The following is a 26,352-nucleotide window of genomic DNA, read 5'->3' as shown; positions in this document are numbered from 1 at the left end:
TCCAAAAAAAATTAATACCAATAATTATCCGAATAATTCTCACATATGAGCTAATATCGAGATAGTTTTTAATTATTAGCTCAGGTATATTTAATTATTTCCTGTTTCAACTCCTGCAAAGCTTCTCCGTTGTAAAGTTTTCCTTTTATAACATTGCCTTTTTTGTCAATGATATAAAGATACGGAATTGCCGAAGGAAAGCTCAGTCCTAAATTATTTGCTTTTTGCAGTGAAGATTTTTGGTCTATATCCAAATCAGTAAAATTTATACCGGTTTCCTGCGCAAGAGAAAAACAGGCTGTTCGTGCTTCTCTGCATTGCATACTCCAACTTGAACAAAAAAGAACAATTTTTGATGCTGTCGCAAAAGCAACTGAACTAAATAAAATCCCCGCTAACAAACCAAACCCCATAAAAATAATTTTTATTGATACAGGGTTTTTCATTATCTGTTTCTTATAATTATAATTTTTCAAGTTTCTCTTTCTTTCTGTTTAGCTTTCTTAGAGCCTATCTTGTTAAAAACAGGCAATGATTTTTTTCGCAAACAGGTGTTAAGTAAAATTTTTAATTAACAATAATCATCTGTTCTTCCGGAACAGTAGTTGTGGTTGTGCTGAGAGGAGCAGGACTTGCCGCCGGAGTATAAACAACAGGAGCAGGTGTTGTTACAGGTGCTGCCGCAGGAGTATAAACTACCGGAGTAGTCGTTGTTACCGGAATAGTTACGGTTGTATTCATATATTTGTTAAGAACCTGTGTTCCGACAGTATAAACCGTTTGTTTCAGCAGTTCCTTCACTAAAATATTAGTTACGGCATCACAAAGTCTATTATCTGAAAGACCGCAACTTTGCCCCGAAAATTTGTCGGGTATTGTAGTATTTTCGATCGCAAAAGCTGTTTCCCCGGAAATAAGCACTGCAAAGCCCAAGAACAAGATTTCCTTTTTCATCCCTCACCCCTTTAATAATTATTTTTTAAAGTACGATAACTAGAAACTATCATATTTGTTTGTTTTTATAAAGTCAAGACCTTATAAGGGTATAAAATATTTTTCATTTCATAATTAAGCGGTATCTTTTCCAAATAATACAACAGGAATGGTTTTCATTAATATGTGCATATCTTTAAACAATGACCAATCTTTTGCATATTCATATTCAAGATTTACGACATCTTCAAATTCTTTAATTTTTGACCTGCCGCTTACCTGCCATGGACCTGTTAATCCCGGCATCATTGCAAATCGCACATAATATAAATCCTTATATTTGCTTACTTCGGATGGTAAAGGAGGCCTGAAGCCCACAAGACTCATTTCACCTTTAAGAACATTGAATAACTGAGGAAGTTCATCAATACTGTATTTTCTAATAAATTTGCCGACTTTTGTTATTCTCGGATCATCAAACATTTTAAACATTAATGCGTTTGTTTGATTGTATTTTTGCAGTTCTTCAGCCTTTTTTTCGGAATCTTTGTACATGCTTCTAAATTTGCAAATATAAAATTCCTTACCATGCTGGCCTATTCTTTTTTGTTTAAAAAACACAGGTCCTTCTGATTCCAGTTTTATTGCTGCTGCAGTAATAAAAAGAACAGGTGAAATCAAAGCCAGACCTACTATGGTTATCGTCTTTTCAATTATTTTTTTCAGAAAATACTGAAAAACTTTTTGATTTGAATTATAAAGATTAATTGAAATTTCGTAAGGATTTTTTATTATATTATCAAATCTATTATTAGAATTTTTTATAAAATCAACAATTTCTTGTGAAATAATATTTTTATCTATGGTTTTTTCCGCTAACATTTTTTCTACCTCTATATAACTTTTATTACGTGTTTTCTATTATTTGTTTGAGTCTTTTATTAAACTTTTCTTTATCAAATCTTTTTGCACTTTCTTGTATAAACCTGTTATCCCATTCGTTTTTTTCACAAATTTTTATGGCATTACCAAGAGATTCAACAGTTTGCTCTTCAAAAAGAATTCCTGTCTGACCATCTATTACAATATCGAGAGCGCCGCCGCCTTTAAAAGCAATGACCGGCTTGCCTGCAGCTTGCGCTTCCGCCATTACAATACCGAAATCTTCTTTGCCGGGAAATATAAATCCTTTGCATCTATTCATATACTTGGCAAGAATTTCATCCGAAACTTTTCCAAGCAGTTTAACGTTGGGTTTTGCAATTTTTTTGTATTTTTCAAATTCTGCACCGTCGCCTATAATTACAAGTTTTTTACCGTTTTCATTAAATGCTTCTATTGCAAGATCAAACCTTTTATACCCGACAAGCCTGCTTATCATTAAATAATAATCATCGTATCCTTCATGGAAAAACTTATTGGTGTCTACAGGCGGATACAAAATTTCACAATCCCTGTTATAGAATTTTTTTATTCTCGCTGCTGTATAACCCGAATTTGCCAGAAAATAATCAACCCTGGCAGAGCTTGTCACATCCCAAACTCTAAGATAGTTGCAGAGAAAAGAGCTTAAGAATTTTGTAATTTTATTTACACCGTTAAGTTGTTGATATGTCCAGAACAAATCCCATATATACCTTGCCGGAGAATGGCAATAACAGATATGAACCGCATCGGGTCTTGGTATAACCCCTTTTGCAACGCAATGATGTGACGAAAAAATAATGTCATATTCTTGTAAATCAAGATATTCAATAGCTGTAGGCATTAAAGGAAGATAAGCTTTATACAGCTTTTTACTTAACGGAAGATTTTGTATAAAAGTTGATTTTATTCCTTTTTGTAAAATATCATCCGGAAGAATATTTTTATCAACGACAGTTGCGTACAAATGAGCATCCGGATACATTCTTGCCATAGAAAAGGTTATGCTCTCAGCTCCTCCTATACCGCCTGATATTTGATCCGAGACAATAGCAATTTTCTTTTTTGAGCTATCATTTTTTTTGGATAAATTTATAGTTGTAAATTCCTTGTCAGGAGTTGTTAACAACATCTTTAACTCCTCATAAATTCATAAATAATAATAAAAAAAATTTTTCGAAAAATATACTATACGGATGACATACTATACGTCATCACAAAGAAATAAACCCTCCTTGTGTATATAGCCTTATGTTTAATTTGATTTATACCTTTTTAAACAAATATTCGTAAAATCCTTATTTTCCACGGCCTCTGCTTCAAAGCAGTCCATGAGAGCAATTTTTGGCTCGTTGCCTGATTACTCGAAAGCAACTGCGTTTCGAAAAGATAAAGCCCCTTCTTCGCTCTCAGCTCGCAATCCACTTTTCATAGCCAGCAGCAACTCACTCACCCCTTTATTTTTTTATTTCTCGTTTTCTTTTGAAATTGATTTATGCCGATTTAAAAATAAATTCGGGATTTTAATAACCTGCAGAAAAGCGGCATTCGATAGTAAAAGCATTATTTTCGAAAACTCATCGTTTCCGAAAATATAAACTCGTTTTAGTATAAAAAAAATTAAATAACTTTTAAAATTGTCCTTTTAGAGGAAAAACAAATAATCTTTTATATGGTAAAGCAGGTAATTTATTTTCAATATTATTTAAAGAAATATTAATTTATTAAAATTTTTCAGAAAAATATAGTGCTAATTATTACTCATTATTTAAGTTAAAAGGAAATGGAAAATATTATGAAAAAAATGAAAAAAATAGTAACTTTCTTAGTTTTTGTCAGTTTATTTATTTTTCCAAATTTCTCGAATTTAAAAAGCAGTGCATCAGAAGGAACTTCTCTCAAAGCAAACTTGAGTGCCGTTTCAGAAAGTTCGCAAGAACCTAATAAATTGGAGGTTAGAAATAATACTTACGCCAGAAAATACATTCTTGGTCCCAATGATGTATTAGACATATCTTTTATAGGATTTCCCGAATTCAGACAGGAAAATGTTCGTGTCCAACCTGACGGAAATATATTGATAGGTCCTATAGGCGCTACAAAAGCACAAGGAAAAACTCTTGACGAACTTCGCAACGAATTAAAAAATAAGTTTGAAGTTATCATTAAAAATCCTATGATTTCCATAACTCTTACTAAAACAAAACCTTTAATAGTTTATTTAACAGGTGCCATAGTATCCCCCGGAAGCTATGAATTAAACACAGATACCTCTTATTCCAATTCATATACTTCTGAACAAAGAACAGTAGCAATTGACAGAAAAACCCCTTTGCTCACTAACATCCTCGGAGCTGCCGGAGGAATAACTCCTGATGCAGATCTTGAAAACATTGAAATATCAAATAAATATGATGGGACAAAATATAATGTCAATTTGCTTGATCTTGTAAATAAAGGAAATTCTGCTCAGGATATTTATCTAATGAGCGGGGATGTAGTTTATGTTCCAAAACTATCAACAACTTATGCAATTGATTCACAAAAATACAATGATTTTGCCGCTTCAACTTTTTCACGAAAACAAATCCCTGTAAGAGTAATGGGATATGTAAATAATGCAGGTCTTGTAATGCTTAACGCAAGTGATTCTCCAAGATTAAATACAGCTATAAGCATGGCCGGCGGATATCTTTACGGCGCTACTTCTCCTCCAAAATCCGTAATCATCTCCAGAATGGATAATAACGGCAAGCTTACATCCGCAAAAGTAAACCCGATGAAAAACGATGTTGTTCTGTTACCAAATGATATAGTCTTTGTGCCTGAGAAAGCTTCTTCAGGAATTGCTCGAGGCTTTGATTATCTGCTAAGAGTTGTAAATCCGGTAAGTTCTTTTGCCACCGGCTACAGCAACATGGATTATGTTTTCAGAAGATAATGCAATATTTTAAAACCTCTTAGAAATTATATAAAGTAAAAAAGGAGTTAAAGGATTGATATGGCAGAAAAATTTTTATCCATAATTTCAAAGGAAAAGAAGCTTATAAGTTCATGTGTTTGGACATCTTTCGCTTTGTTCCTTATTTATGCAGTTTTCGTTTTTAAGCCTTCTTATAAAACAGATGCGAAAATCTATATAAGGAATATCCCCCAGTACAGCGTCTCTACAGATACAGAAACAGGAGATTCCAGTGTCGCCTCTCAAAGCGGATACAGTAATCCTCTTTTCAATATTATCCAAATTCTTCAGTCAGAAAGCTTGTCAGATAAAATCTACAAAACTATAAGCGTTAAATACCCTAAAGAATTCGAAAGCCTTAAAATAAAATCCGCAAGAGATTTTCATAATTATTTTAAAAATAAACTTAAAACAAAAATAATTCCTTCAACGGATACGCTTACTCTTTCTTTAAACTGGTCAAACGAAAAATCAGCGGATTTTGTACTGCTTGAAACAATAGCCCAGTTTAAAAACGAAAATCTTGAATTAAGAAGATCTATTGAAACTAAACAAAGCAAATATTTAAACACTTATTCAAAAGAAATTGAAAATAAACTTGCTATGGCAAGACAGCGAATAAGAGATTATAGAATTTCAAAAGGAGTAATCAATGCAAATGAGGAAAGCATTAATATTTTGCAGTCAAGATACCTCCTTGACAAACAAATAGCTGATTTGAAAAGTCAAATTAATTATAATGACAAAAAACTTGCTAATTTTGCTGAGCAGCTTGGTTTTAGCGATTCAAAAGCCGCATTAAGAGCTACAGCTATAGGAGAAGACCGTCATCTGGAAGCCTTGCATAACGAACTTGCTGTTGCAAAGCAAAGATATGCAAATCTTACCGGCAAATTCAATGATGCTTATCCTGAAGTTGTTGCCGCAAAAAACGAAATAAAATCTATCAACTCCAGTATCGATAGTAGAACCAAAGAATCATTGCAAGATGTTTCCGTAAAAAGAGGCCTTTATGATGAGCCTTCTCAAGACCTTGCTCTTGATATGGCGAGAGTTCAGGCCGAAACAACTTCTTTAAGAGCCGAGCTTGCATCACTTGCCGGCACTATGACCAATTTAAAAAATACAGAATCAGAACTTCCCAATAAAATTTTAAATCTTGAAGAACTAACCAATCAAGAAGACACTTTAAAAAATATCTATGAAAGTTTTAAAAGAAAACAACTTGACGCTAAATTTAAAGAAAATGGAATTGTAGATAATGTTTTTGTTCTTGATTACCCGTCAAAACCTAAAAGAACTGACAATGCTCTAATATTAAGTTTCCTCGGCTTTATATACACAGGCGCTTTAGCGGGATTTTTAGGAGGCTGGGTTAAAGAAAATCCTGAAAGTTTTGCTCTTAGATCTTATAAATCTATGGGTGTTTTACCCTATATAGAAAATTCAGAATATTTTAAGGCAGAATATGCCGAAAACGGATTGATAAAAAGTACCGAATCTATACACGGAGCTTCTTATGCAAATATTTCTTCAAATCTGATGAGACTTTCATATGATAAAAAAATTAAAGTTATTTCTTTTGTCTCATCATCCCCGTATAGAAGTTCTTCTTTCATAACTCCAAATATTGCCGCAAACCTTGCAAAATTAGGAAAATCAGTTGTCTTAATAAGCAGTGATTTTAAATGTTCTAATAAAATTAAAGAACAATTTAATGTTAAATCTGAAATTAACAACGATTTGATTGATATTATCCGTTTTATAAATAATGAAATTTCAGTATCTAAATATATCTCAAGCAATTATTTGAACATGCTGCTGGAAAAAAATGCTTTAAAAATCAAATTTGATGATATCAATAACAATTATTTTTTATTCCTGCCTGTAATCAATCGAGTTACAAATCTGTACGATTACGTTTTAAGCAATGGTTTTGATGAATTCATTAACTTCTTAAAAGCTAACTTTGATTTTGTACTTATTGACATGCCGGCACAGCCTATTATTTATCCTGCATGTTCTTCATTAATGCAAAAAACCGACTTAAATATAATGATAGCTAACAATTCTGACTCTCCTGAATCAATGGCTAATACAATTAATGAATTAAAAGATTTAAACCTTAATATTCCTTATGTGATTTCAAGAGATGCGGGCAGCAAAAACTATAAAGTTATTGAAGAAAGTGAATTATACGGACGTAATTATTCATAAATTCACATTTAAGTTGCTGATTGACTCAAATTGCTAAATCGCCAAAATAGTCATTGCGAGCATAGCTAAGCAATCTATAAAAAATAAATAAATTTCCCCCTGAGGGGGATTTAGAAAAGGCAAAATAAAAATCATGTATAACATCGAAAAGAGTATAGACAACAACGAAACTAAAAATTTTATTAATACCCGCTTTTTTAAAATAGCAGCAGTTATTCTGGGAATAATTTTTTCACTGGCCGGTGCGAATATTTTAGGTCTTTTTGAAAAAGCAAATCCCATCTTAGCCGGCTCTGTATTATTTACAGGTTTATTTGTTGTCATCTTTTTAATTTCTAAATGTATAGATAACAAAATAATTCCATATTTTTTACTTCAGTTTATTAATATTTGGATTTTCTTCAATCAGGATATTTTTAGCCCTCTGGGATTAAATTTTAAGCCTCATGTTATTATCTTTTCAATTTCTTTATTAATTACTTTTTATTATATTTTTACAAACTTTAAGTATCTATGGTCTAATCTTGAATTCAGACTTTTGCTTTTGTTTTTTATACTCATTATATTTTATGCGTTTTTTTACAGCTCTGATTTTAGATCTTCAAGCTATATAGACATATGGATACAAAACAATTTAGGTTTAAAATATGCTTCGATTGGTTCTGGTTATGGCGCAGCCTCGAGGGAATTTGGATCTGAAGAAACAAAGTTTCTTAAATATCTGACCGCAATTATACCTCTTATTTCTTTTGTTATCGGCTATATGTCATTTTATGGTCTTAAAACCATTGAGAAAACAAAGAAAAAACTTGAAGATATTATTAAACTTTTTTCTTTCGGTTATCTTTCTTATTTTTGCATTTTAATTTCTTGTATTTTAATCGGAACAGCTTCCTTAATGTTTATGGAAAACCGTCTTGCAATAGATAACGGCTTTACGGGAGGAGATTTTGAAGGATTAATTTTACTTTTATTTATTGGATTTAATTTATATATTTCAAATTTCAAACCCGATCTTTCAACCGGTTGGTTAAAATATATTATTAATATTAATATGGTTATTCTGTCACTTTTAATTATTCTTGGAATAAAAAAAGGCACCATAGTCTCTTTTTTAACAGGCTTTATAATTATACAAATTTGCTCTTTCTTTTTTATAGAAAAAACCGACACAGAAGCTATAAGCCAACCTAAAAAAAATCTCCGCAATCTGTTTTATATAATTTTATTACCTTTAATTTTGACTTTGCCGTTTTTCCTTCTAAATCAAGATTTTATGGGTGATTTCTTTTATAATATTTCAAACAGATTTGGCACTACAACTACTTTGGATGTCAGAGAAACAAACTGGTATTATTATATGAAGAACTGGGCAGATAATTTAACTTGGTTTACCGCCATATTCGGATTCGGAACAGATTCTTCCAGAGAAACCTGCTTCTTTTTATCTGCTATGCAGCCTGACAAAAGTTTTCAACAGCCCCATATTCATAATTTGTATCTTGAATATTTTTACAACTGGGGGTTTGTCGCTCTTTTATATTTCCTGCCGCCTCTGGTTATATTATGCAAAAACATTATTGATATTGTAAAAAAATCAACAGATAAAGCAGTTAAGCTTTTTAGCACTATAAGCCTGTCTTGTATTGCCTTTTTTCTGGTATTTTTCACTGCGGAAAGCCCTTCCATGATTACACATATAACATTTTTCTCTCTTTTAGGATTTCTTGAATCAGTGAAGATGTCTTTTATTAAGGTTAAAGAGGATTCAAAAGATGACTACAAAAAAATTCCAAAATTTTTCTGAAAAATTAAAAATTTTATTTATCACAAATAGTATTTCTCCTTATATGGATGCTTTTTTTAACACTCTTTCGAAATATTCAAAAGAAGTTGATTTCAAAGTTGTGGCTTGTTCTTATATAGAACCTGACAGAGAATGGAGTCTTGATTTTCTAAAATCTGCAAATTATAAATTTGAAATTTTAAAAGACGCTAAATTATTTAAAACTACAAAAAAAAATAGATTTTTTTATTTAGGAGGATTTAGTTTAATTAAAGAAATATCAAAATACGATGTCATAGTATTTAAAGGTGGAGCGAGGTTTATAGGTCCTTTTTACGCTTTTCTGGCAAAGCTATTAGGAATCAAAACCGTTTTGTGGGAAGAAAACGGTTTTGAAACAACAGAAACCTTTATGAAACTGTTAATCAGGGCAATGTATGTAAACAAAAACCTTTTCTCAAGTTTTGTAGTTTACGGAACACATGTTAAAGAACTAATTGAAAAATTTAACAAAGATGTTTCTGACAAAATATTTTTTTCTTGCAGCCCTGTTAAGAATGAAAAATTTAGAGACAGATATATAAAACTTTTACCAAAAAAAGCTTTAATGCGAAAAAAACTCAAAATCTCGCCTGAAAAAAAAGTTGTTTTATTTGTAGGACGATTTGTAGACGAGAAAAATCTTTTTACTTTAATTGATTCTATTGAAAGAATAGTTAACAACGGAGAAAAAAACGTCCTTTGTTTACTTGTTGGAGGGGGATATCTTGAAAAGAGTATTATTAATCAAATAAAAGATAAAAAACTTGAAAATTTCATAAAAATTGTCCCCTTTATGCAGTTTAAGAAATTAAGTATGTTTTATACAATTTCTGATATTTTCGTGTTGCCTTCAAAATGGGAACCATGGGGACTTGTTATAAACGAAGCAATGAATTTTGACCTGCCTGTAATTGTTTCAGACAAGGTTGGATGTGCTTTAGACCTTATAAAAAATGGTGTTAACGGCTATATCTTCCCGTTTCAAGACTCAGAAAAGCTTTCGGAATGCATTTTACAAGTCGCAAAAGATTCAGTAAAACTGGGAGAAAATTCTTATAAAATTATTAAAAATGCTAATTTTGATAATTTATGTATAGCTGTAATAAATGCAGCATTAAAATCACATGATATGGATGCTATAACAGGTTAAAATAAATGAAGATATTGTTTGTTAATAATTTTTTCTCGTCATACGGCGGAGCTGAATCCACTATGTATGATCAAGCTTCTATACTCAAAAAAAACGGTCATGAAGTTTTCTTTTTTGCCACAAACAAAGGACCTTATTTTGAAGAAGATTACGAATATTCACATTTTTTCCCTGAACATGTAGATTACAGGTCTTTGACAAAATCGGATATGTTCAAATATCTGTTAAAACCATTCTATAACTCCGATGCAAAAAACAAATTGGGTGCTTATCTTGATGTACTGAAGCCTGATATTATTCATTGCCATAACATTTATTACCATTTGACACCTTCTGTCATTGAGCCGTGCAAAAAAAGAAATATTCCTGTTGTAATGTCCTTAAATGACCCGAGACTAATGTGTCCGAGCGGAACATTAATGTATAAAAACCGTACGTACTGCCAAAAAGAACTTTGCCTTTCCGGAAATATTTTTCATTGTCTTTTGAACAAATGCAAAGATAACAATTTTAAAGCAAGTTTTATTGCAACAGCAGAGAATTTATATAATAAAATAACGGGATATTACGATTTAATAGATGTTTTTTTATGCCCGAGCCATGCAATGCGCAATTTGGCAATAAATTCAGACATAAATCCCGATAAACTTATTGTTTTAAACAGTTTTATCAAGGAATCCTTCCTTAATATTACCCCTCAATATAACGATAAAGACTATTTTTTATACATAGGCCGATTATCGAAAGAAAAAGGCATAGATTATTTAATAAGAGCAATCAGCAAATTCCCTGAGATAAAACTGCATATAGCAGGAAAAGGTCCTGAAGAAAAGAATTTAATTGAACTTTCCAAAAAATTAAACACTTCAAATGTTAATTTTCTTGGTTTTTTATCGGATAAAGAAGTGGAAAGGGAATACCAAAACTGTATTGCAACTATTCTTCCGTGTAATTGGTTTGAAACTTTCGGTTTAACTATTGTTGAATCCTATGCTTACGGAAAACCCGTTATAGCAAGCAAAATCGGGGCCATTTCGGAACTTATCGAAAATTATTCGAACGGAATTGTTTTTCAACCGGAAAATATTGATGAACTCGCATCCGCAATAAACAAATTATATAAAGAAAGAGAACTTGCGGTTGAAATGGGAAAAAGAAACAGGGAAAAGGCTGTAAATCTTTATAGTATAGAGATGCATTATAAAAATCTTATAAATATTTATAATTCTTTAGTTTGTGTTTAAAAGCAAACCCATTTTAGCTAAGACAAAATTACTATTTTTTATCTTGAATTTTATACTTTCCTATAATGCTTCAAGATACTTATTTATAAAGCCGGTGTTTTTTATAATGTTTATCCAGGGGCTAAAGTATGAAAATTTACAACAATATTACAGGTAAAGCGTATGAAATCAATAGTTACCGGCGGAGCAGGCTTTATAGGCAGCCATCTTGTGGATAGCCTGTTAAAAAAAGGTCATAAAGTAGTTGTAGCAGATAATTTATCCGCCGGAAAGATAGAAAATATATCTCATAATTTTAAAAATGAAAACTTTAAATTTTATGAAGAAAATATTTTAAATTTTGATGCAATTGATGATATTTTTGCGCGGGAAAAAATTAAAAATGTGTTTCATTTTGTTGCAAATTCAGACATAAAATCGAGTTTTGCCGACTCTGATATTGATTTTGAAAATACTTTTTTAACAACTTATAACATTTTGAAACTAATGAAAAAACATAGTGTTAAAAACATAATTTTTCCGTCAAGTTCCGCTATTTACGGAAATTTTCAGAAGATAATCGATGAAGATTCAGGCCCGTTATTTCCAATCTCTCATTATGGAGCTGCAAAACTCTCATGTGAAGGATTTATTTCCAGCTTTGTTGAAAATTACGGTTTTAACGCCTGGATAATACGATTTCCGAACGTGGTCGGGGAAAGAGCTACCCATGGGGTTATCCATGACTTTATAAACAAATTAACCCGAAATAATAAGAAATTGGCAGTTCTTGGAAACGGAAACCAGGATAAACCGTATTTGTACGTTAAAGATGTTGTAGAAGCAATTTGTTTTATCAGGGAAAACTGCTGCGAAAAGCTTAATTATATAAACATAGGGGTTAATTCAACCGTAAAAGTAAAACAAATAGCAGATATAGTAGCAAAAGAGATGGGGCTTTGTCCGGAAATAACATATCAGGAGCAGGAAGCAGGCTGGGTTGGCGATGTGCCTGCTTTCAAATACAAACTTGATAAAATTCATAAGTTAGGTTGGAATCTTGAAATAACGTCTTCAGAAGCCGTTAAAAAGTCCGTGAGAAACATATTAGAAGGGGGTACAATAAAATGCAGTTAGTTATTCTCTCAGGAGGGATGGGAACCCGTCTTGGATTGACGGATATTCCAAAGCCTATGGTAAAAATAGGCGATAAAAGTATCCTCGAGCACCAGATTAACCTTGCCAGAAAATATGGAATTAAAGATATAATTATTATTTCAGGGCATTTATCCGGTGTTATTATTGATTATTTTGGCGATGGCAAGGATTTTGGGGTAAATATAACCCACATAACAGAACCTTATCCTCTCGGAACGGCAGGATGCCTTAAATTAATAAAAAATATTATTGATGAAAGATTTTTAATTTTTTATGGAGACCTGTTCTTAGACTTTGATATAGAGAGTTTTATTGAATCTGACAGAACTTCTGAAGCCATAGCAACAGTTATAGTTCAGCCTAATGATTATCCTTATGACAGTGATTTGCTGGAAATAAACGATAAAAAAGAGGTAACTGCTTTTCATCCCAAGCCGAGAGACAAGAATGAATACCGCAAAAACCTTGTAAATGCCGCTGTATATATCCTTTCTCGTGATATATTAAATCATATAAAAGAAAATGAAGCTCAGGACTTTGGAAAAGACATCTTTCCTGCATTATTAAAAGAAAAAATAAAAATAAAAGCTTATAAAACAAGCGAATATCTAAAAGATCTGGGCACACCTGACAGGTTTGAGGAAGTTAAGCAGGACTTTATTTTCGGAAAAATCTCCAGCTGCAACAAAAAAAACAAAAGAAAAGCTGTATTTTTCGAATTAGACGAATATCTTGAAAATCTATTTGCTGACTATCCCCATATAAATGATCAAAAAGCCATTAACGACATACAGGAATTTGTTAAAAAAATAAATAAAAGTAATTATTTGTCCATAATGATAAGAAAATCAGCTTCTTCATATATTGAAAATAATTTGCAGGAAAAAATAGAAACTATCTTCGGGCAGAAAAATGCTTATATAGATGAAACTTTTTATTTGGATGCTAATTTTATTCATGAAATAGAAAAAACTGTTCAGCAGATGAATATCGACGTTGCTAATTCTTTTCTGAGTACTAATAACAAATGCGAAACTTTAATTTTATTATGAGGGAACAGTTATGATTATTACGAGAACTCCTTTCAGAATTAGCTTTGCCGGAGGCGGCAGTGATTTAAAAGATTATTATCAAAATTACGGCGGTGCAGTCCTGAGCACAAGCATTAATAAATATATTTATCTTTCAATGCACCCTTACTTCCAGAAAGACGGGTACTTTTTAAAATATTCAAATCTGGAATGTGTGGATAATATAAATAAAATTCAACACAGAATTATAAAACGTGTTCTTGATGATTATAAAATAATGGGAATAGATTTTAATTCAAGCGCAGATATTCCATCAGGAACAGGTCTTGGCTCTTCTTCCGCTTTTACCGCAGGGTTGATTAATTTGTGCAATATTTATACGCAAAAATATATGAAAAAAACTGAAATTGCCAGCTACGCCTGTGAAATTGAAATAGACAAACTCAAAGAACCAATTGGAAAGCAGGATCAATACGCCTGTGCAATCGGCGGATTAAATTTTATATCTTTTAATCAGGATGATGTTGTCACTACAGAAAAAATCGCACTGGATAAAGACAAATCCGCTAAACTTCAAAATAATCTACTTATGTTTTATACCGGCTCAGAGCGCTCAGCAAGCGCTATATTAAAAGAACAAAAGGAAAATATAGCTGACAGCAAAAAAACTAAAAATCTTCAAAAAATGGTGCTGCTGGCTTATGAATTAAGAGATGAGCTTTTAAGGGGAAATATTGACGATTTTGGAGAAATTCTCCATAAAGGTTGGCTGTACAAAAAAGAACTTTCTTCCCAAATTTCCAATGAAAAAATAGATTATTATTATAATTTGGCGATGAAAAACGGAGCCTCCGGCGGAAAATTACTCGGCGCAGGCAAAAATGGTTTTTTATTATTCTATGCCAAAGAAAATAAGCATAAGCAACTCAGAGACTCTCTTAAAGACTTAAACGAACTTGATTTTGAATTTGAAAGCATTGGGACTACTGTAATTTACGCTGACTAACAGTTCCCACAGCCAAATCTTTTTTATTTTTAAAAAGAACCAAAGTTAAAATAAAAATCTCCTTATGCATAAACAACAAATAAGGAGATTTTTTCTGTTATAACTCGAATTAATTAAATTTACGCGTCATTGCGAGAAGAGGCTTTTGACTCGATTTGGCAATCTATTTTGTTTATTATAGATTGCTTCGCTATGCTCGCAATGACGATTTTGGCGATTTAGCAATTCGAATTTTATAGCAATATTTATTAGTTTGCATATTTAATAATAGAGGATAATTAAGATTTAAAATAAAATTGAACAGAAAGTTATATACACAAGGAGGGTTTAATTATTTTCAATGAAGTATAGTATATCTTCCGTACTATATATTTTTCAAAATTATTTTTATTACGACTTAAGGAAGGATTAAAAAATGCAGCATGAAATAAGCAAATATCTGGCTTCTGCAAAACAAGCTATAGACATGTTAGATTTAAATGAAATTAATAATTTTATCAAAATATTAATAGACGCTTATGAAAAAGGCAGCAATATTTATATTTTTGGCAACGGAGGAAGTGCTTCTACTGCATCGCATTTTGCCTGTGATTTTAATAAAGGAATTAATTCCAATTTATTTAAAAAGTTCAGAGTTTTATCTTTAACCGACAACATACCTACTATGCTGGCTTATGCAAATGATATTGATTATAACTCTTTATTTGTAGAACAGTTAAAAAACTTTTTAAAAGAAGATGACGTGGTCATCGGTATTTCAGGAAGCGGAAATTCAAAAAACGTCTTAAAAGCAATAGAATATGCTAATCAGAAAAACAATCTAACCGTAGGAATAACAGGTTTTGACGGGGGCAATTTAAAGAAAATTGCCAGATACAGCGTTAACGTTAATGTTAATAATATGCAAATAACAGAAGATTTACACATGATGATCACTCATCTGATAATGACCGTACTAAATAATCATATTTCTGTTGAGAAAAAAGTTTTGACTAAAGAATACGTTTAGTTCTGATTATTCAGTAACTCGAATTGCTAATTTAATTTACGCGTCATTGCAAGGAGAGGCTTTAGGCTAGACAAGGCAATCCGTTTTGTTTTTTATTGATTGCTTCGCTTTGCGAACAATGACGATTTTGGCAATTTAACAATTCGAGTTTCACTGTCTTTTATTTATTAATGAGACTTTTATATTCAACATTGGTTTTTTCGGGAAAATCTGTTTTATTTTCGCAATTTGAATATTTATTTAATACACAATAATAAATATTTTTTAACTTTTCAAAATAAATTTCGGAATTGTATTTTTTTTCAAGAGTTTTTCTTGCGTTGACCCCCAACTTCAAAGCGAGTTCTTTGTTGCCGTGAAGTTTTCTGACAGCTTTTGTTATTTCCATTGAATTTGAGGGAGGAACTGTAAAACCATTGTAATTATTAATCACAATTTCTGGAATACCTCCAATATCACTTGCAATTACCGATTTTCCCCAGGCAAATGATTCCAGTATTGTCAAAGGGGAGTTTTCCGAGCAAATGCTGGGTAAAAATATTGCTTTAGCGTTTTTGTATTCATTTTCAAGTTCAATTCCATTTTTAAATCCGAGAAATTCAACATTTAATAAATTCAAATCTTTTGCAAGCTTTTCAAGATTATTTTTATAATTACCGTCTCCTACGATTTTAAGTTTTATTTCAGGCAAGTCTTTAAAGGCTTTCAATAAATAATCAAGACCTTTTTCTTTAACAAGTCTGCCTACATATAAAAAATAATTTTGATTGGTATATGAAGGCTGAATATCTAAATATTCACTGTTTACAAAGTTGGTTACAACAAACAGTTTATCCTTTTTAATCCCTGATTTGAGTGCAATATCATATACATAATTACTCGGACAAATAAAAGCATCGGGAATATCATAAAAATTCATTTTTTTCCTGAATAAAAATTCAAATCCTGCTATACAACTTTTTAAAAAACTGCTGCTGAAACATTTATTTATTATGCAAGAAAGAATGTTTCCACTTCTACATTCTCTGTTTTTGCAGTAACCGCTTTTTCCTTTTATTAAAGTTGCCGTAGGACAAACACAATGAGAATCGTGAAAAGTCATTACTACAGGTATTTTATTTTTTTTGCAGGAAACAAGAACTGAAGGCGTTAAATTGTACTGAATATTATTAATATGAACAATATCAGGTTTTATTATTTGTATTAATCTTGATAATTTTTTTTCCGCTTCAAAATTATAAAATATTCTTATCGGATTAATCATTTGAAATTTCTTAAACTCTTTAGGGAAAAAAGGGCTATATTCATAATTTTCTTCATAATAAGGTTTTTTAGTACTTGAAAAGAAAAAAACTTCAAAACCTTTTTCACGCAGAAGCTTTCCTGTGTCATAAGTTATTTTTCCGTCGCCCCCGCCAAAATCTCCAAATGTATTGTTTATAAGCATCACTTTCATTTTTTGATATATTATTTCCTCAAATTTTATCAATAAGTACATTGAAAAAATTTTCAATCAATTCAGGAGTTAAAGGAATTGCACAATAAGGTTAATTATTTTTTATAAAAGCAACTACACAAAAAAATATAAAACAGGGTAATTAAAAATAATTAAATTTAAAAATAAAATTTAAGTCTTACTGAATTAACAGCTAAAGGTATTTATTATGTCTTATTCTTACAAATTAACGGTTGCAAAATGCTTAAACTTTCTGGAAAAAGAATTTCGTTTTATCGACAAAAATTATAGTTTCCCAAAATCAATTTTGCGAAAATTATCTTTTTTAAATTATATTGCTTACTGGCAAGGTATATTTAAACTTTATAGAAGCTTAAATATAAAGTATAAAAAAAACAGAAACCTGCCATTTTTTATTCATAAAAACAAAATCGAACTCGAAATTACCACAAAGTGCAGCATGAAATGTTATCACTGCGACAGGTCATGCAGGCAGGCTCCGAGCGATGAGTATATGACTCTTGATCAAATAAAATATTTTATTGATGAAAGTATAAAAACAAATAATAAATGGCTTTTTATAGTACTAATAGGGGGCGAGCCAACTTTGCACCCTAATATCTATGAAATATGCGATCTTTTTGTTGACTATAAGTTAAAACATTCCCCTAATACCAAAATAACTATATCCACAAATGGCTTAACCGATGAAACAAAAAAAGTTTTAGCAAATTTACCCGATATTATCCATCATGAAAACAGCAGTAAAACTTCAATAAAAAACACTTTATTTTATACCTTTAATATTGCACCTATTGACATGGAAAAATACAGTAATACTGAAACAGATTTTTCAAAAGGATGTAAAACAGTATCAACAGCAGGTTCTGCGCTAACGAGGTACGGCTATTACTCATGCGGCGCTGCTGCAAGCGTTGACAGGGTTTTAGGATTAGACATCGGCATAAAGAATTTTAATGAAATAACAGAAGAAAAATTCAGAACACAATTGGGCTTATTATGCGGATACTGCGGTTTTTTTGAGTCAAAAATAATGGATGAGTCCGAACTTAAAGCAGTTTCACCTTCATGGCAAAAAGCTTACAGCGATTATGCAAAGAAAAAACCGGAGTTATCTTTATATGGTTCAAAAATCAACCGGGAAGAACGCTTAAAATCGTTATCAAGTAATTCGCTGAAGCTGTAGCTGAAAATGAATATTTTAATTACCGGCGGAGCAGGATATATAGGCAGCCATGTTGTTAAACAGCTTGGAGAAAACACTTTGCATTCGCTTAAAATTTTGGACAATTTGTCTACAGGAAAAGCAGAGGCTGTATTGTACGGAAACTTAATTCGTGAAGATTTATCAAATACAAAAAAGGTTGAAGAAATAATAGAAAAAGGCAATTTTGACGCTGTAATACATTTTTCGGCATCGATAACCGTCCCTGAATCTATTGAAAATCCTATGAAATATTATTTAAATAATACGGCTAACACTATAAATCTTGTGAACCTTTGTATTAAACACAAAATTAAAAACTTTATATTTTCATCAACAGCTGCCGTATACGGAGAAACCGATAATACTCCCGTAAAAGAAAGTGTTCCTCTAAATCCGATAAATCCGTACGGAATGAGTAAATTAATGAGCGAAAAAGTTATTATAGACGCAGGAAAATCTCATCCTGATTTCAAATACGTGATTCTAAGATATTTTAATGTTTCCGGTGCAGATATTAACAACAAAATCGGTCAATCTTTTCCAAATGCTACAAATCTTATTAAAGTTGCAGCCGAAACAGCTGCAGGTAAAAGGGGGAAAATATATATCTTCGGAGAAGATTATTCCACTAATGACGGTACGGCAATACGAGATTACATACACGTTGAAGATCTTGCGAATGCGCATATTAAAGCTCTTGATTATTTGAAGACAAACAGGAGTAATATCTTTAATTGCGGATACGGAACAGGTTACAGCGTTAAAGAGGTTGTCAACACTATGAGAAAAGTCAGCGGAATTAATTTCAAAACAGAAACCACTTTAAGAAGATTAGGCGATCCTGAAATTGTAATTGCAGATAACTCTAAAATCAAAACTGAGATGGGGTGGTTTCCAAAATATAACGATATAGAGCTTATTTGCAAAACAGCTTACAGTTGGGAAAAATTTAAAAATTATTAAGAATATCTCTTGCTAAAGCTTGTGTTTTTCCGGCAACTAATTTATTTGGAGTAAAAAATGAAAGATACAACTATTCTTAAAATATATAATGAGTTTGATGAAAATCTTTTAACAGAATGGCAAAAACTTTTTGAACTTTTAAAAGGAGCTTACAATCTTAGTCCTGAATGGTGTTCAATATGGTTTAAATATTTTGGAGACAAAAATAAAAAACTTTTTATTTATACCGCATGGGAAGATGACAATCTAAAATTGGTTGCTCCGTTTTATCTAAGCGGCAAAGTTCTTTGTTTAATAGGTTCAAAGCCTGATTTTTATGATGAATTCAATATTTTATCAACTTCAATTAATTATATAAATAATCTTGTTGAAGATATCCTGAATAAAGAGCTGAAAGTTGACTTCAGGTTTGTTAATCCTGAAAGTGATTTTATAAAAGTCTTCTTAAGAGAAATTGAAAACAATAAAAATTTTTCAAAAAAAATATATTCCAGTACTTTAAAACCTAAAGCCGACTCTGATTTTAAATTTGAAAAATCTTTTTCTTCTAGAATAAAAAGAAAAATAACGAGTTCAAACAATAAATATAATCAAAAATTAAACTTTGAATATGAAACCTCGAAAGATTCCGGTTTTTTTGAAAAAATGCTTTCCTTCCACAAAAAAAGATGGTCTCTATTTAGATCAAAAGAAAAAGAACTTTTTATAAAAGATCTTTATTATAATACTGACTTACTTTTGTTATCAAGGCTTTCACATGAAAATACACAAAATTCAATTTCTTTTCAGCTATCCTACAAATATTTTGATAAAATTTCAATAATGGCTTCTGCTTTTGATCCGAGTTTTGAAATTATTTCGCCAAGTTTATTAATTCATTATCATTTTTTCAATAAAGCTTTTGAGAAAAATTGTTCTCTTATTGATTTTGGGGTGGGAGCCTACTCTTATAAATATAATTTTATAAATTCCGAATCTATTGTTTTATGTATAAAAACCAATACACCTCTTTTGAAAAAATATGATTTTATATATCACTCACTAAAAGAATTAAAGTCTAAATTTGCTTAGTTTGGACTTAGCAGCTCTATATAAATCAATTATCGAATATTTTATTTTATCTTTGCCATCTGTAAAAAACTTTAAAATAACAGCTCCGACAAAATTTACCCTGTTTAATTTAAATCCGGAATTATCAAAATTTTCAATCATTCTAAAAAGATTTTCAGACATCTTTATATAAATTTCTCTTCTGTAATGAAAAGGTGAAATCTTCATATCAGTATTTTTAAGAGCTATTTTTCTCATATCTAAAAGATAACAATTTTTATTTCCGGCAATAATATCATCCAACACCCGATTCATTTCAATAATTCTATCTGTTGAAATATCTATTCTCGCCGCTTCAGATGTAAATCCTCGATCCACAAAAGGAATTTCAGTTGCATTAATAAATATTACAGGCTTTGTTATTTTTTGGAGTAAAAATTTCAGGTTAGCTTTAAATTCATCGGGTGATAACTTTCCCTCATAGTCATAGCGTTCCTTAAACACTTTTAGCAGCTCATTATCATATTGAATACCTCTTATTATAAAATATTCATCTAATTCGCCTGTGGCTTCATCAAATATCCTGTGAACAGACGGAATTTTTATTCCGGAAGTTTTTTCTTTATAAACCGCTGTCCAATAATTATTTACAAGGCTAAGTATTAGGACATCATAATCATTATTAAAAACTTCTGTTTCAAATAAATGCCTGCCCAAAAAAGGAACTTCGTTTATTAATTTATCCTGAATTTCTCTTTTCAATTCGACAGAATTTCTCATGCACAGAGTGCAGTCGCTTCGTAATTGATGATGGCTCTTAAATGTCAGGGGAAATTCTGTTTTAAGATTAATATTTTCATGCTGCAAATAGTGAAATATCTGTTCTAAATCACACCCGCCCTTGAGCAACAAGTTGTACTGTTTCTTTTTTTTCTTTTTTACAAAAACTTTTTCTGCTTTGTCATCAGAATTAATCCAGAATGGCTTTTCCTTATTATCCAGTTGAGAGGCCACTTCGGGGACAATTTTTATTTCAGGGAGGCCGAGCAAAGCATAAATATATTGTTCAATACCCAAATTTAATACTCTACAAGAGAACAAAAAATGTTCCAGTTCATTATTTTGCTTATTTAAAGAATAAAATCCCGCAATACCATAATCTCCATACTTATCTTTTACTTGTATACAGGCATTCTCAAAATCGAGATTGCTAAGAAGTGTTCTTATTTCATCTTCTGACCTTCTTTTTTTTGTAAAATTCAGCTGGTTTGTTCGCTCTATTAGTTCAAATATCCTGTCAAAATGCTTTTTTGTATCTTTAATTATTTCAACTTTAATCATTGAACTAACGAGAAACTCTGTATCATTTGAAAAAAACTTTTTGCTTTCTTCTTTGTTCTCAAGGATTTTATATTGTTTTAGCCTTGAATGATTCCTATCGTCTTTTCCTAAAAAAGATTCATGTGATAATATTTCATCGATAAATTCAGGACTCGCGATATTAAGTTCAGGATTATAAAACTTTGCTTCAGATAAATTCAGATGATTATCATCAATAAACAGAGTATTTTCATCTCTTAATTGAGCTTTTTCCAGTATCCATTTTATCATTTCACCTTTGCCAACCCAATCTATACAGGGAAAAATAAAATAATCCCAGACATTTAAATTAATCAAGATATCTTTTACATCATTATAATTATTTTTTGAGGCTATGGAATTCATTATGCCTCTATCAACAAGATGTTTTACGATATTCGGATTTTTCTCTATTATATGAATACCTTCTTCTGACAATGTCCCTTTCCAGAAGGTTTCATCTAAATCCCAAATAACTAATTTTATATTTTTTGTTAAAAATACAGAGTCTTTCTTCTCCATCACAAATTTCCTTCTTATAAGATTGTTTGTTTAAACTAAATTCAAATCAGGTTCTTCAACTTCAGAGGGGATCTTTGATTTCATAAGATATAATGAGAAAAAATTAAACAATGCAAAATCTATAATAATTCTAACCAACCATGCAAAAGCAGCTCCTATCAGTCCAAAATGTTTTACAAAAAACCACAAAATAGCCAAATAAGCCGGAAGCTCAGCAAGATGTATTTTTGCCTGTATCTCGGATTTTCCTGTTGACTGTATAAAAGTATAATTAATTATATTTAAACTGTGTAAAAACACCCCTACTATTATTATTTTTGACAGAAGACAGCTTCTTTCACCAAATTCGCTCCCTATCCAGAGAGTAAGCCCTGGTTTTGCATATATAAAAAGAATAAGGCATATCGGGAAAATTATAATAAATATTGTTTGAAGACATTTATAATAAAGCCTTTTGGCTCTTTCCCTGTTCGCAAAAAACTCGGAACTGAACGCAGGAAACATTACACTCATAATCGCAAAGGGTATTGTCCATATTTTTACTAAAGTATCAAGAGGTGTTGTATAATAAGCGACCACTTTAGCAGAAATCAATCCTGCAATAACAAAACGGTCAATATTTGAAACAAGCGTAACTATTATGTTACTTAAGGTCATCCATCCGCCAAAACTTAATAAAGGCTTTATGCATTTAATATCTATTTTTATTTTTTTGGCAAAAGTACGAATTATTTTCATGCTAAACCAAAAATATGCGGCACATGAAATAATCCTTCCTATTACAAGCACACTTACAACCGCAATTAAACTTTTGAAGAAACAAAGAACAAATAAAGGAGCGACATAATTGCAAAAAAGAATAGGAATTTTAAGTATGCCGATTATTCCAAATTTTTGACAGGATTCAAGAAAGCCCACCAGACATATATTAATCATTAAAAACGGTATGGTTATTGCAAGCAGCCTGAATGAACTGATAACATCATTAATATAAGCCGCCGATGTATGCATAAACTTTCCGGCTATTAACGGCGCTAATAAATATACAAGAATTGTCGCAATAATTCCCAACATAAAAATAAAGATAATAGCTGTAATTATATAGTTTGGAAGCTCGTCTGTTTCTTTTAAGCCAATTTTTCTGGAAACAAATTGGGTTAATGCGTGACCTAACCCAAAATCAAGAATACTGGAAGCGCCTATTATAGACCAGATAATAGTTAAAATCCCGAATTTTTCAGTACCGAGCCCTTTTATCATTGCAGGAATAGTAAAAAATGCTATAAGTGCAGGTCCTGCCTGAACAAATAAGCTTATTAAAGCATTATTAAACAACACTTTTTTAGTGGTTAAATTTTCTATAATAACGCCTGACATTTTGCTCATTCTCCCTTATTTTTTTATAAGTCTCATTCCGTCTATAAAGTTATAAATATTGTTACTGTTAAAAGTATGTATCGCGAGGTTATCATCAATAAATTCGGGCTTTATGTTTTTTATCAAGGTTTCCTGATAATCATTTTCTGTAAGAATATCCACATTGTTAAAATTTAAAGCATAGCCGTAACGCAAGGAACTTTCCTGACTGGGTCTTATAAGTCTGCCTTTGTTAAAGAAAAATTTTCCGGCAGATCTTGCCGTTTTTGAATTTGAGACAACCGGATTTTTAGAATGCGCTTGCCATTCTCCCAAAAGAGACTCTGAATAAAAAATAAAAAGCTCATCTGCTAAAGCAGCTCCTCTTGTTGATACATTAGTAAATAACCAGAATTTTTGATTATAAAATACCAGAGAGCTGTCTACGGCATTGATATTGTCAAACAAAACTTTCTTTAATTCCCATTTTTCAGGAAAATCTGTTGCTTCATACAACTCTATTGTCTTGTTAGCAAGTGTTTCGGGTATCATATAATACTTGTTTTCATGTTTATAAACAAAAGGATAAGAAATATGATAATCCTTTTCAAGAATAACCTGAGGAGATGAAATCTTTTCATTTTCGTCTATTTCCAAATAGGAAATCATTCCCTTTTGTTTTAAATAACAATATTCTTCAAAAAACACATAACTTTTATTGTTCTCATTAACTATAAAAGGGTCAGCAAAAAATTTATCATCAGGTGGAGCTATAATTTTAAAATTTGATTTATCTTCATTTATTAAATCTATTTCCGGATTTGTCTTTTCATAGGCTAAAAACCACTGGCTTTTGAATTTTGAATTTAATAATTTAGTTTTTAATATGTTTTTTAAAATTTTAGAGATAAATTTAAGCATTAAACCGTTTGACGGAACTTTGATATCATATCGAAAACATTTGTCATCGGAATTAAAATCAGAAAGAGAAAAATCATTGATTTTATCAATTTTTCTCTTTATAAAATTCGATATTTTCCACAGGTTTTTATTACTGTTTAAGTAAAAAGAAATATTGAATGTTTCAGAACAAGATTCATACAAAGTTTTTTTATATTTTCCATCAGTAATGCTTAAACAAACATTTATTGTCGGAATGTTAAAATAAATTTCTTTGAAAAAATGAACAAATGAGTCAGATTGTTCACCTAATTCAAAAAAACAAATTCCTTTTTTTGAAAGCGCAATAAAATTTTCATAAAAATCTTTTGTTAATGTTTTAGTCAAATCTACAATCAAATCAAAATCCAACTCTTCTTTATGAGGACAGTTATGAATGCAAAGCAGTTTGTTTTTCCTAAATTCAATTCTAATTGTTTTATATTTCGGGTTTTTTATATTGATTTTTTGTAATGCATCTTTTTGGTCTTTTATTTCCTTAAATTTATTGCTCTTGCTAAAAACCAGATAATCCAGGCTTTCATAAAAATAAAATAAAATGCAGTTAAACTTTTTTAAAAAATTAAAGAGTTTTTGTATGGGACTGTATTTTAACTCAATCAAATATACTTCTGTAGATTCATTGTTATATAAGTCCTCTATAATTTTAGATTTCCAACTAGGCAATTTAAAAGAATCTATCAAAACAGCAATTTTCATTGATACCCTTCTTTATTTTTTTATCGTTACAGAATTATTTAATTGGACACTAAAAGAACCTCATTGGTAAATTACCCTGCAATGCATAAAAATATTGCCTGATTGGACATTCTGAAGAAATGTTAAAGCAAATCTTTTTTATGCTTTCTCTATATTTTTACCGAATAAAACATGGACCATTTGAAATTTTTTTATGAGAGCATAAAAAACAACAGGCAAAATCACACCAACTGTAGTTCCTACTGCAATATGAATATATAAATTACTAATATGCAGAAACTTCATAAGAAATATTCTTGTTGAAGCAGTTATTAATATATGAGCAACATATATTACAACTGACAACATCCCTAAATATTTAAAGAAATTAAAGCTTTTGAGTTTTTCAAGATGCGAAGATATTGATAAAACAAACAAAATCCCTATCAATGCAATTGGAATCTGCACTAATTTTAGTTTTATAGGACCTAATACAGAATAAACCGACAGATAAAATATATTAGCTAAAATGAACAGGCAAGAGGTTATAATTAGCGGTCTTATTTCAGATAATTTGGAAATAACAATTTTATAATCCAATTTTGTTACGTACAAAATGCCAAATACAAAAAAGAGGAAATTTTTAAAAATATTTCCTAATATTTGCACTCTTGTAAACGGAGAAATAAAATAAAAACCCAGTGAAAACATAAAAATTTGGATTAAGTTAAACTTTTTTCTCAATAAGTAATAGATAAAAAAGACAAAAAATAATGCATATAAAAACCAGAATTGCCCAATGGGCTGATAAAATATGTTTAACAAAGTCCCCCAAGTAATTGCATTGTTTGTATATTTTGATAATAAAACATTGAAGCTCCCCTGCAAGAGCGACCAAACAAAATACGGATAAACTAAAAATTTTAGTTTATCCGAAAAAGCGTTTTTAAAATCTTTTAATACCCACTTTTCTGTAAAAATGCCTGATAAAAAGAAAAATAAAGGCATATGAAAACCATAAATCAAATTATCCGATACTTTAAAAAAAAGACCGTTGCAAAGATTAGCAGAATTCAATCCTCTGAGAACATGCCCGTAGACTACCAGAATTATTCCCAGCCCTTTTGCAAAATCAACCCAATGCAACCTGCTCTTCATTCATTAACTTCCTTTTATTTTTTGTTGAATTATTTAATTGGACACTAAAAAAAACTTATTGGTAAATTACCCGACAATGTATAAAAATATTGCCTGATTGGACATTATGAAGAAATGTTAAAACAAATTTTACAGCCTCAAACGCTTACGTAACAAAAAGTTTATTTGTTTTTATAAACAT

The 26,352-nt window shown here is 30.6% G+C and carries 21 protein-coding genes; 12 read left to right on the top strand and 9 right to left on the bottom strand.

Annotation, left to right across the window (positions count from 1 at the left end; all coding sequences use genetic code 11):
- Nucleotides 1–80: 80 nt before the first annotated feature.
- From WCG23_00585 to WCG23_00570, 4 genes are all read right to left on the bottom strand, one after another.
- Entirely contained in the window at nucleotides 81–446 is a 366-nt protein-coding gene (locus WCG23_00585) for a hypothetical protein (GenBank protein MEI8388356.1), read from the bottom strand.
- A 121-nt stretch (nucleotides 447–567) separates the two neighbouring features.
- On the bottom strand, nucleotides 568–954 hold the full coding sequence (locus WCG23_00580; protein ID MEI8388355.1) for a hypothetical protein: 387 nt from the start codon (nucleotides 952–954) through the stop codon (nucleotides 568–570).
- Between the two features lie 114 nt (nucleotides 955–1,068).
- The gene (locus WCG23_00575) at nucleotides 1,069–1,815 is read right to left on the bottom strand and encodes a sugar transferase (GenBank protein MEI8388354.1); all 747 of its coding nucleotides are present in this window, start codon (nucleotides 1,813–1,815) and stop codon (nucleotides 1,069–1,071) included.
- A gap of 25 nt (nucleotides 1,816–1,840) precedes the next feature.
- Nucleotides 1,841–2,989 (bottom strand): glycosyltransferase, encoded by a 1,149-nt coding sequence (locus tag WCG23_00570; protein MEI8388353.1) that lies wholly within the window; start codon nucleotides 2,987–2,989, stop codon nucleotides 1,841–1,843.
- A 663-nt stretch (nucleotides 2,990–3,652) separates the two neighbouring features.
- Between WCG23_00570 and WCG23_00565 the strand changes: the two genes are divergently transcribed.
- From WCG23_00565 to WCG23_00525, 9 genes are all read left to right on the top strand, one after another.
- A complete protein-coding gene (locus WCG23_00565) occupies nucleotides 3,653–4,798 on the top strand; it encodes a polysaccharide biosynthesis/export family protein (GenBank protein ID MEI8388352.1) in 1,146 nt (381 codons plus the stop codon).
- Between the two features lie 60 nt (nucleotides 4,799–4,858).
- Nucleotides 4,859–7,036, top strand: a complete 2,178-nt coding sequence (locus tag WCG23_00560) for a hypothetical protein (GenBank protein MEI8388351.1) — start codon at nucleotides 4,859–4,861, stop codon at nucleotides 7,034–7,036.
- 133 nt (nucleotides 7,037–7,169) lie between these two features.
- Entirely contained in the window at nucleotides 7,170–8,843 is a 1,674-nt protein-coding gene (locus WCG23_00555; GenBank protein ID MEI8388350.1) for a hypothetical protein, read from the top strand.
- Entirely contained in the window at nucleotides 8,812–10,014 is a 1,203-nt protein-coding gene (locus tag WCG23_00550) for a glycosyltransferase family 4 protein (protein MEI8388349.1), read from the top strand. Before WCG23_00555 ends, WCG23_00550 begins: the two co-directional genes overlap by 32 nt.
- 5 nt (nucleotides 10,015–10,019) lie before the next feature.
- Entirely contained in the window at nucleotides 10,020–11,258 is a 1,239-nt protein-coding gene (locus tag WCG23_00545) for a glycosyltransferase family 4 protein (GenBank protein ID MEI8388348.1), read from the top strand.
- Nucleotides 11,259–11,420: 162 nt separating this feature from the next.
- Nucleotides 11,421–12,374: an SDR family NAD(P)-dependent oxidoreductase gene (locus tag WCG23_00540; protein ID MEI8388347.1), complete on the top strand. Its 954-nt coding sequence runs from the start codon at nucleotides 11,421–11,423 to the stop codon at nucleotides 12,372–12,374.
- Nucleotides 12,365–13,447 (top strand): nucleotidyltransferase family protein, encoded by a 1,083-nt coding sequence (locus tag WCG23_00535; protein MEI8388346.1) that lies wholly within the window; start codon nucleotides 12,365–12,367, stop codon nucleotides 13,445–13,447. Before WCG23_00540 ends, WCG23_00535 begins: the two co-directional genes overlap by 10 nt.
- A gap of 10 nt (nucleotides 13,448–13,457) precedes the next feature.
- A complete protein-coding gene (locus tag WCG23_00530; protein ID MEI8388345.1) occupies nucleotides 13,458–14,432 on the top strand; it encodes a GHMP kinase in 975 nt (324 codons plus the stop codon).
- A gap of 415 nt (nucleotides 14,433–14,847) precedes the next feature.
- Nucleotides 14,848–15,441 carry an SIS domain-containing protein gene (locus tag WCG23_00525; protein ID MEI8388344.1) on the top strand — a complete coding sequence of 198 codons (594 nt, stop codon included), beginning with the start codon at nucleotides 14,848–14,850 and terminating at the stop codon, nucleotides 15,439–15,441.
- 160 nt (nucleotides 15,442–15,601) lie between these two features.
- On the opposite strand, the gene WCG23_00520 is transcribed toward WCG23_00525, so the two are convergent.
- Complete coding sequence (locus tag WCG23_00520; GenBank protein ID MEI8388343.1) at nucleotides 15,602–16,897, bottom strand: glycosyltransferase family 4 protein; 1,296 nt, start codon at nucleotides 16,895–16,897, stop codon at nucleotides 15,602–15,604.
- Nucleotides 16,898–17,105: 208 nt separating this feature from the next.
- On the opposite strand from WCG23_00520, the gene WCG23_00515 reads away from it, so the two are divergent.
- Genes WCG23_00515 through WCG23_00505 form a run of 3 tightly spaced genes read left to right on the top strand, consistent with a single transcriptional unit; the run spans nucleotide 17,106 to nucleotide 20,159 of the window.
- A complete protein-coding gene (locus tag WCG23_00515; GenBank protein MEI8388342.1) occupies nucleotides 17,106–18,104 on the top strand; it encodes a radical SAM protein in 999 nt (332 codons plus the stop codon).
- 6 nt (nucleotides 18,105–18,110) lie between these two features.
- Nucleotides 18,111–19,088, top strand: a complete 978-nt coding sequence (galE, locus tag WCG23_00510; GenBank protein ID MEI8388341.1) for a UDP-glucose 4-epimerase GalE — start codon at nucleotides 18,111–18,113, stop codon at nucleotides 19,086–19,088.
- 57 nt (nucleotides 19,089–19,145) lie between these two features.
- A complete protein-coding gene (locus tag WCG23_00505; protein ID MEI8388340.1) occupies nucleotides 19,146–20,159 on the top strand; it encodes a GNAT family N-acetyltransferase in 1,014 nt (337 codons plus the stop codon).
- Here WCG23_00505 and WCG23_00500 read toward each other — a convergent pair.
- From WCG23_00500 to WCG23_00485, 4 genes are all read right to left on the bottom strand, one after another.
- Nucleotides 20,139–22,019 (bottom strand): hypothetical protein, encoded by a 1,881-nt coding sequence (locus tag WCG23_00500; GenBank protein MEI8388339.1) that lies wholly within the window; start codon nucleotides 22,017–22,019, stop codon nucleotides 20,139–20,141. The two genes, WCG23_00505 and WCG23_00500, sit on opposite strands and share 21 nt — an antisense overlap.
- A 30-nt stretch (nucleotides 22,020–22,049) precedes the next feature.
- Nucleotides 22,050–23,396, bottom strand: coding sequence for a flippase (locus WCG23_00495; protein MEI8388338.1), 1,347 nt, complete (start codon nucleotides 23,394–23,396; stop codon nucleotides 22,050–22,052).
- A gap of 15 nt (nucleotides 23,397–23,411) precedes the next feature.
- Entirely contained in the window at nucleotides 23,412–25,034 is a 1,623-nt protein-coding gene (locus WCG23_00490; protein MEI8388337.1) for a hypothetical protein, read from the bottom strand.
- Nucleotides 25,035–25,172: 138 nt separating this feature from the next.
- Nucleotides 25,173–26,171, bottom strand: coding sequence for an acyltransferase (locus WCG23_00485; protein MEI8388336.1), 999 nt, complete (start codon nucleotides 26,169–26,171; stop codon nucleotides 25,173–25,175).
- Nucleotides 26,172–26,352 lie beyond the last annotated feature (181 nt).

It is taken from the genome of bacterium (assembly GCA_037147175.1).
Classification (GTDB): domain Bacteria; phylum Cyanobacteriota; class Vampirovibrionia; order Gastranaerophilales; family UBA9971; genus UBA9971.
This window is presented reverse-complemented; position numbering and strand designations above follow the sequence as displayed.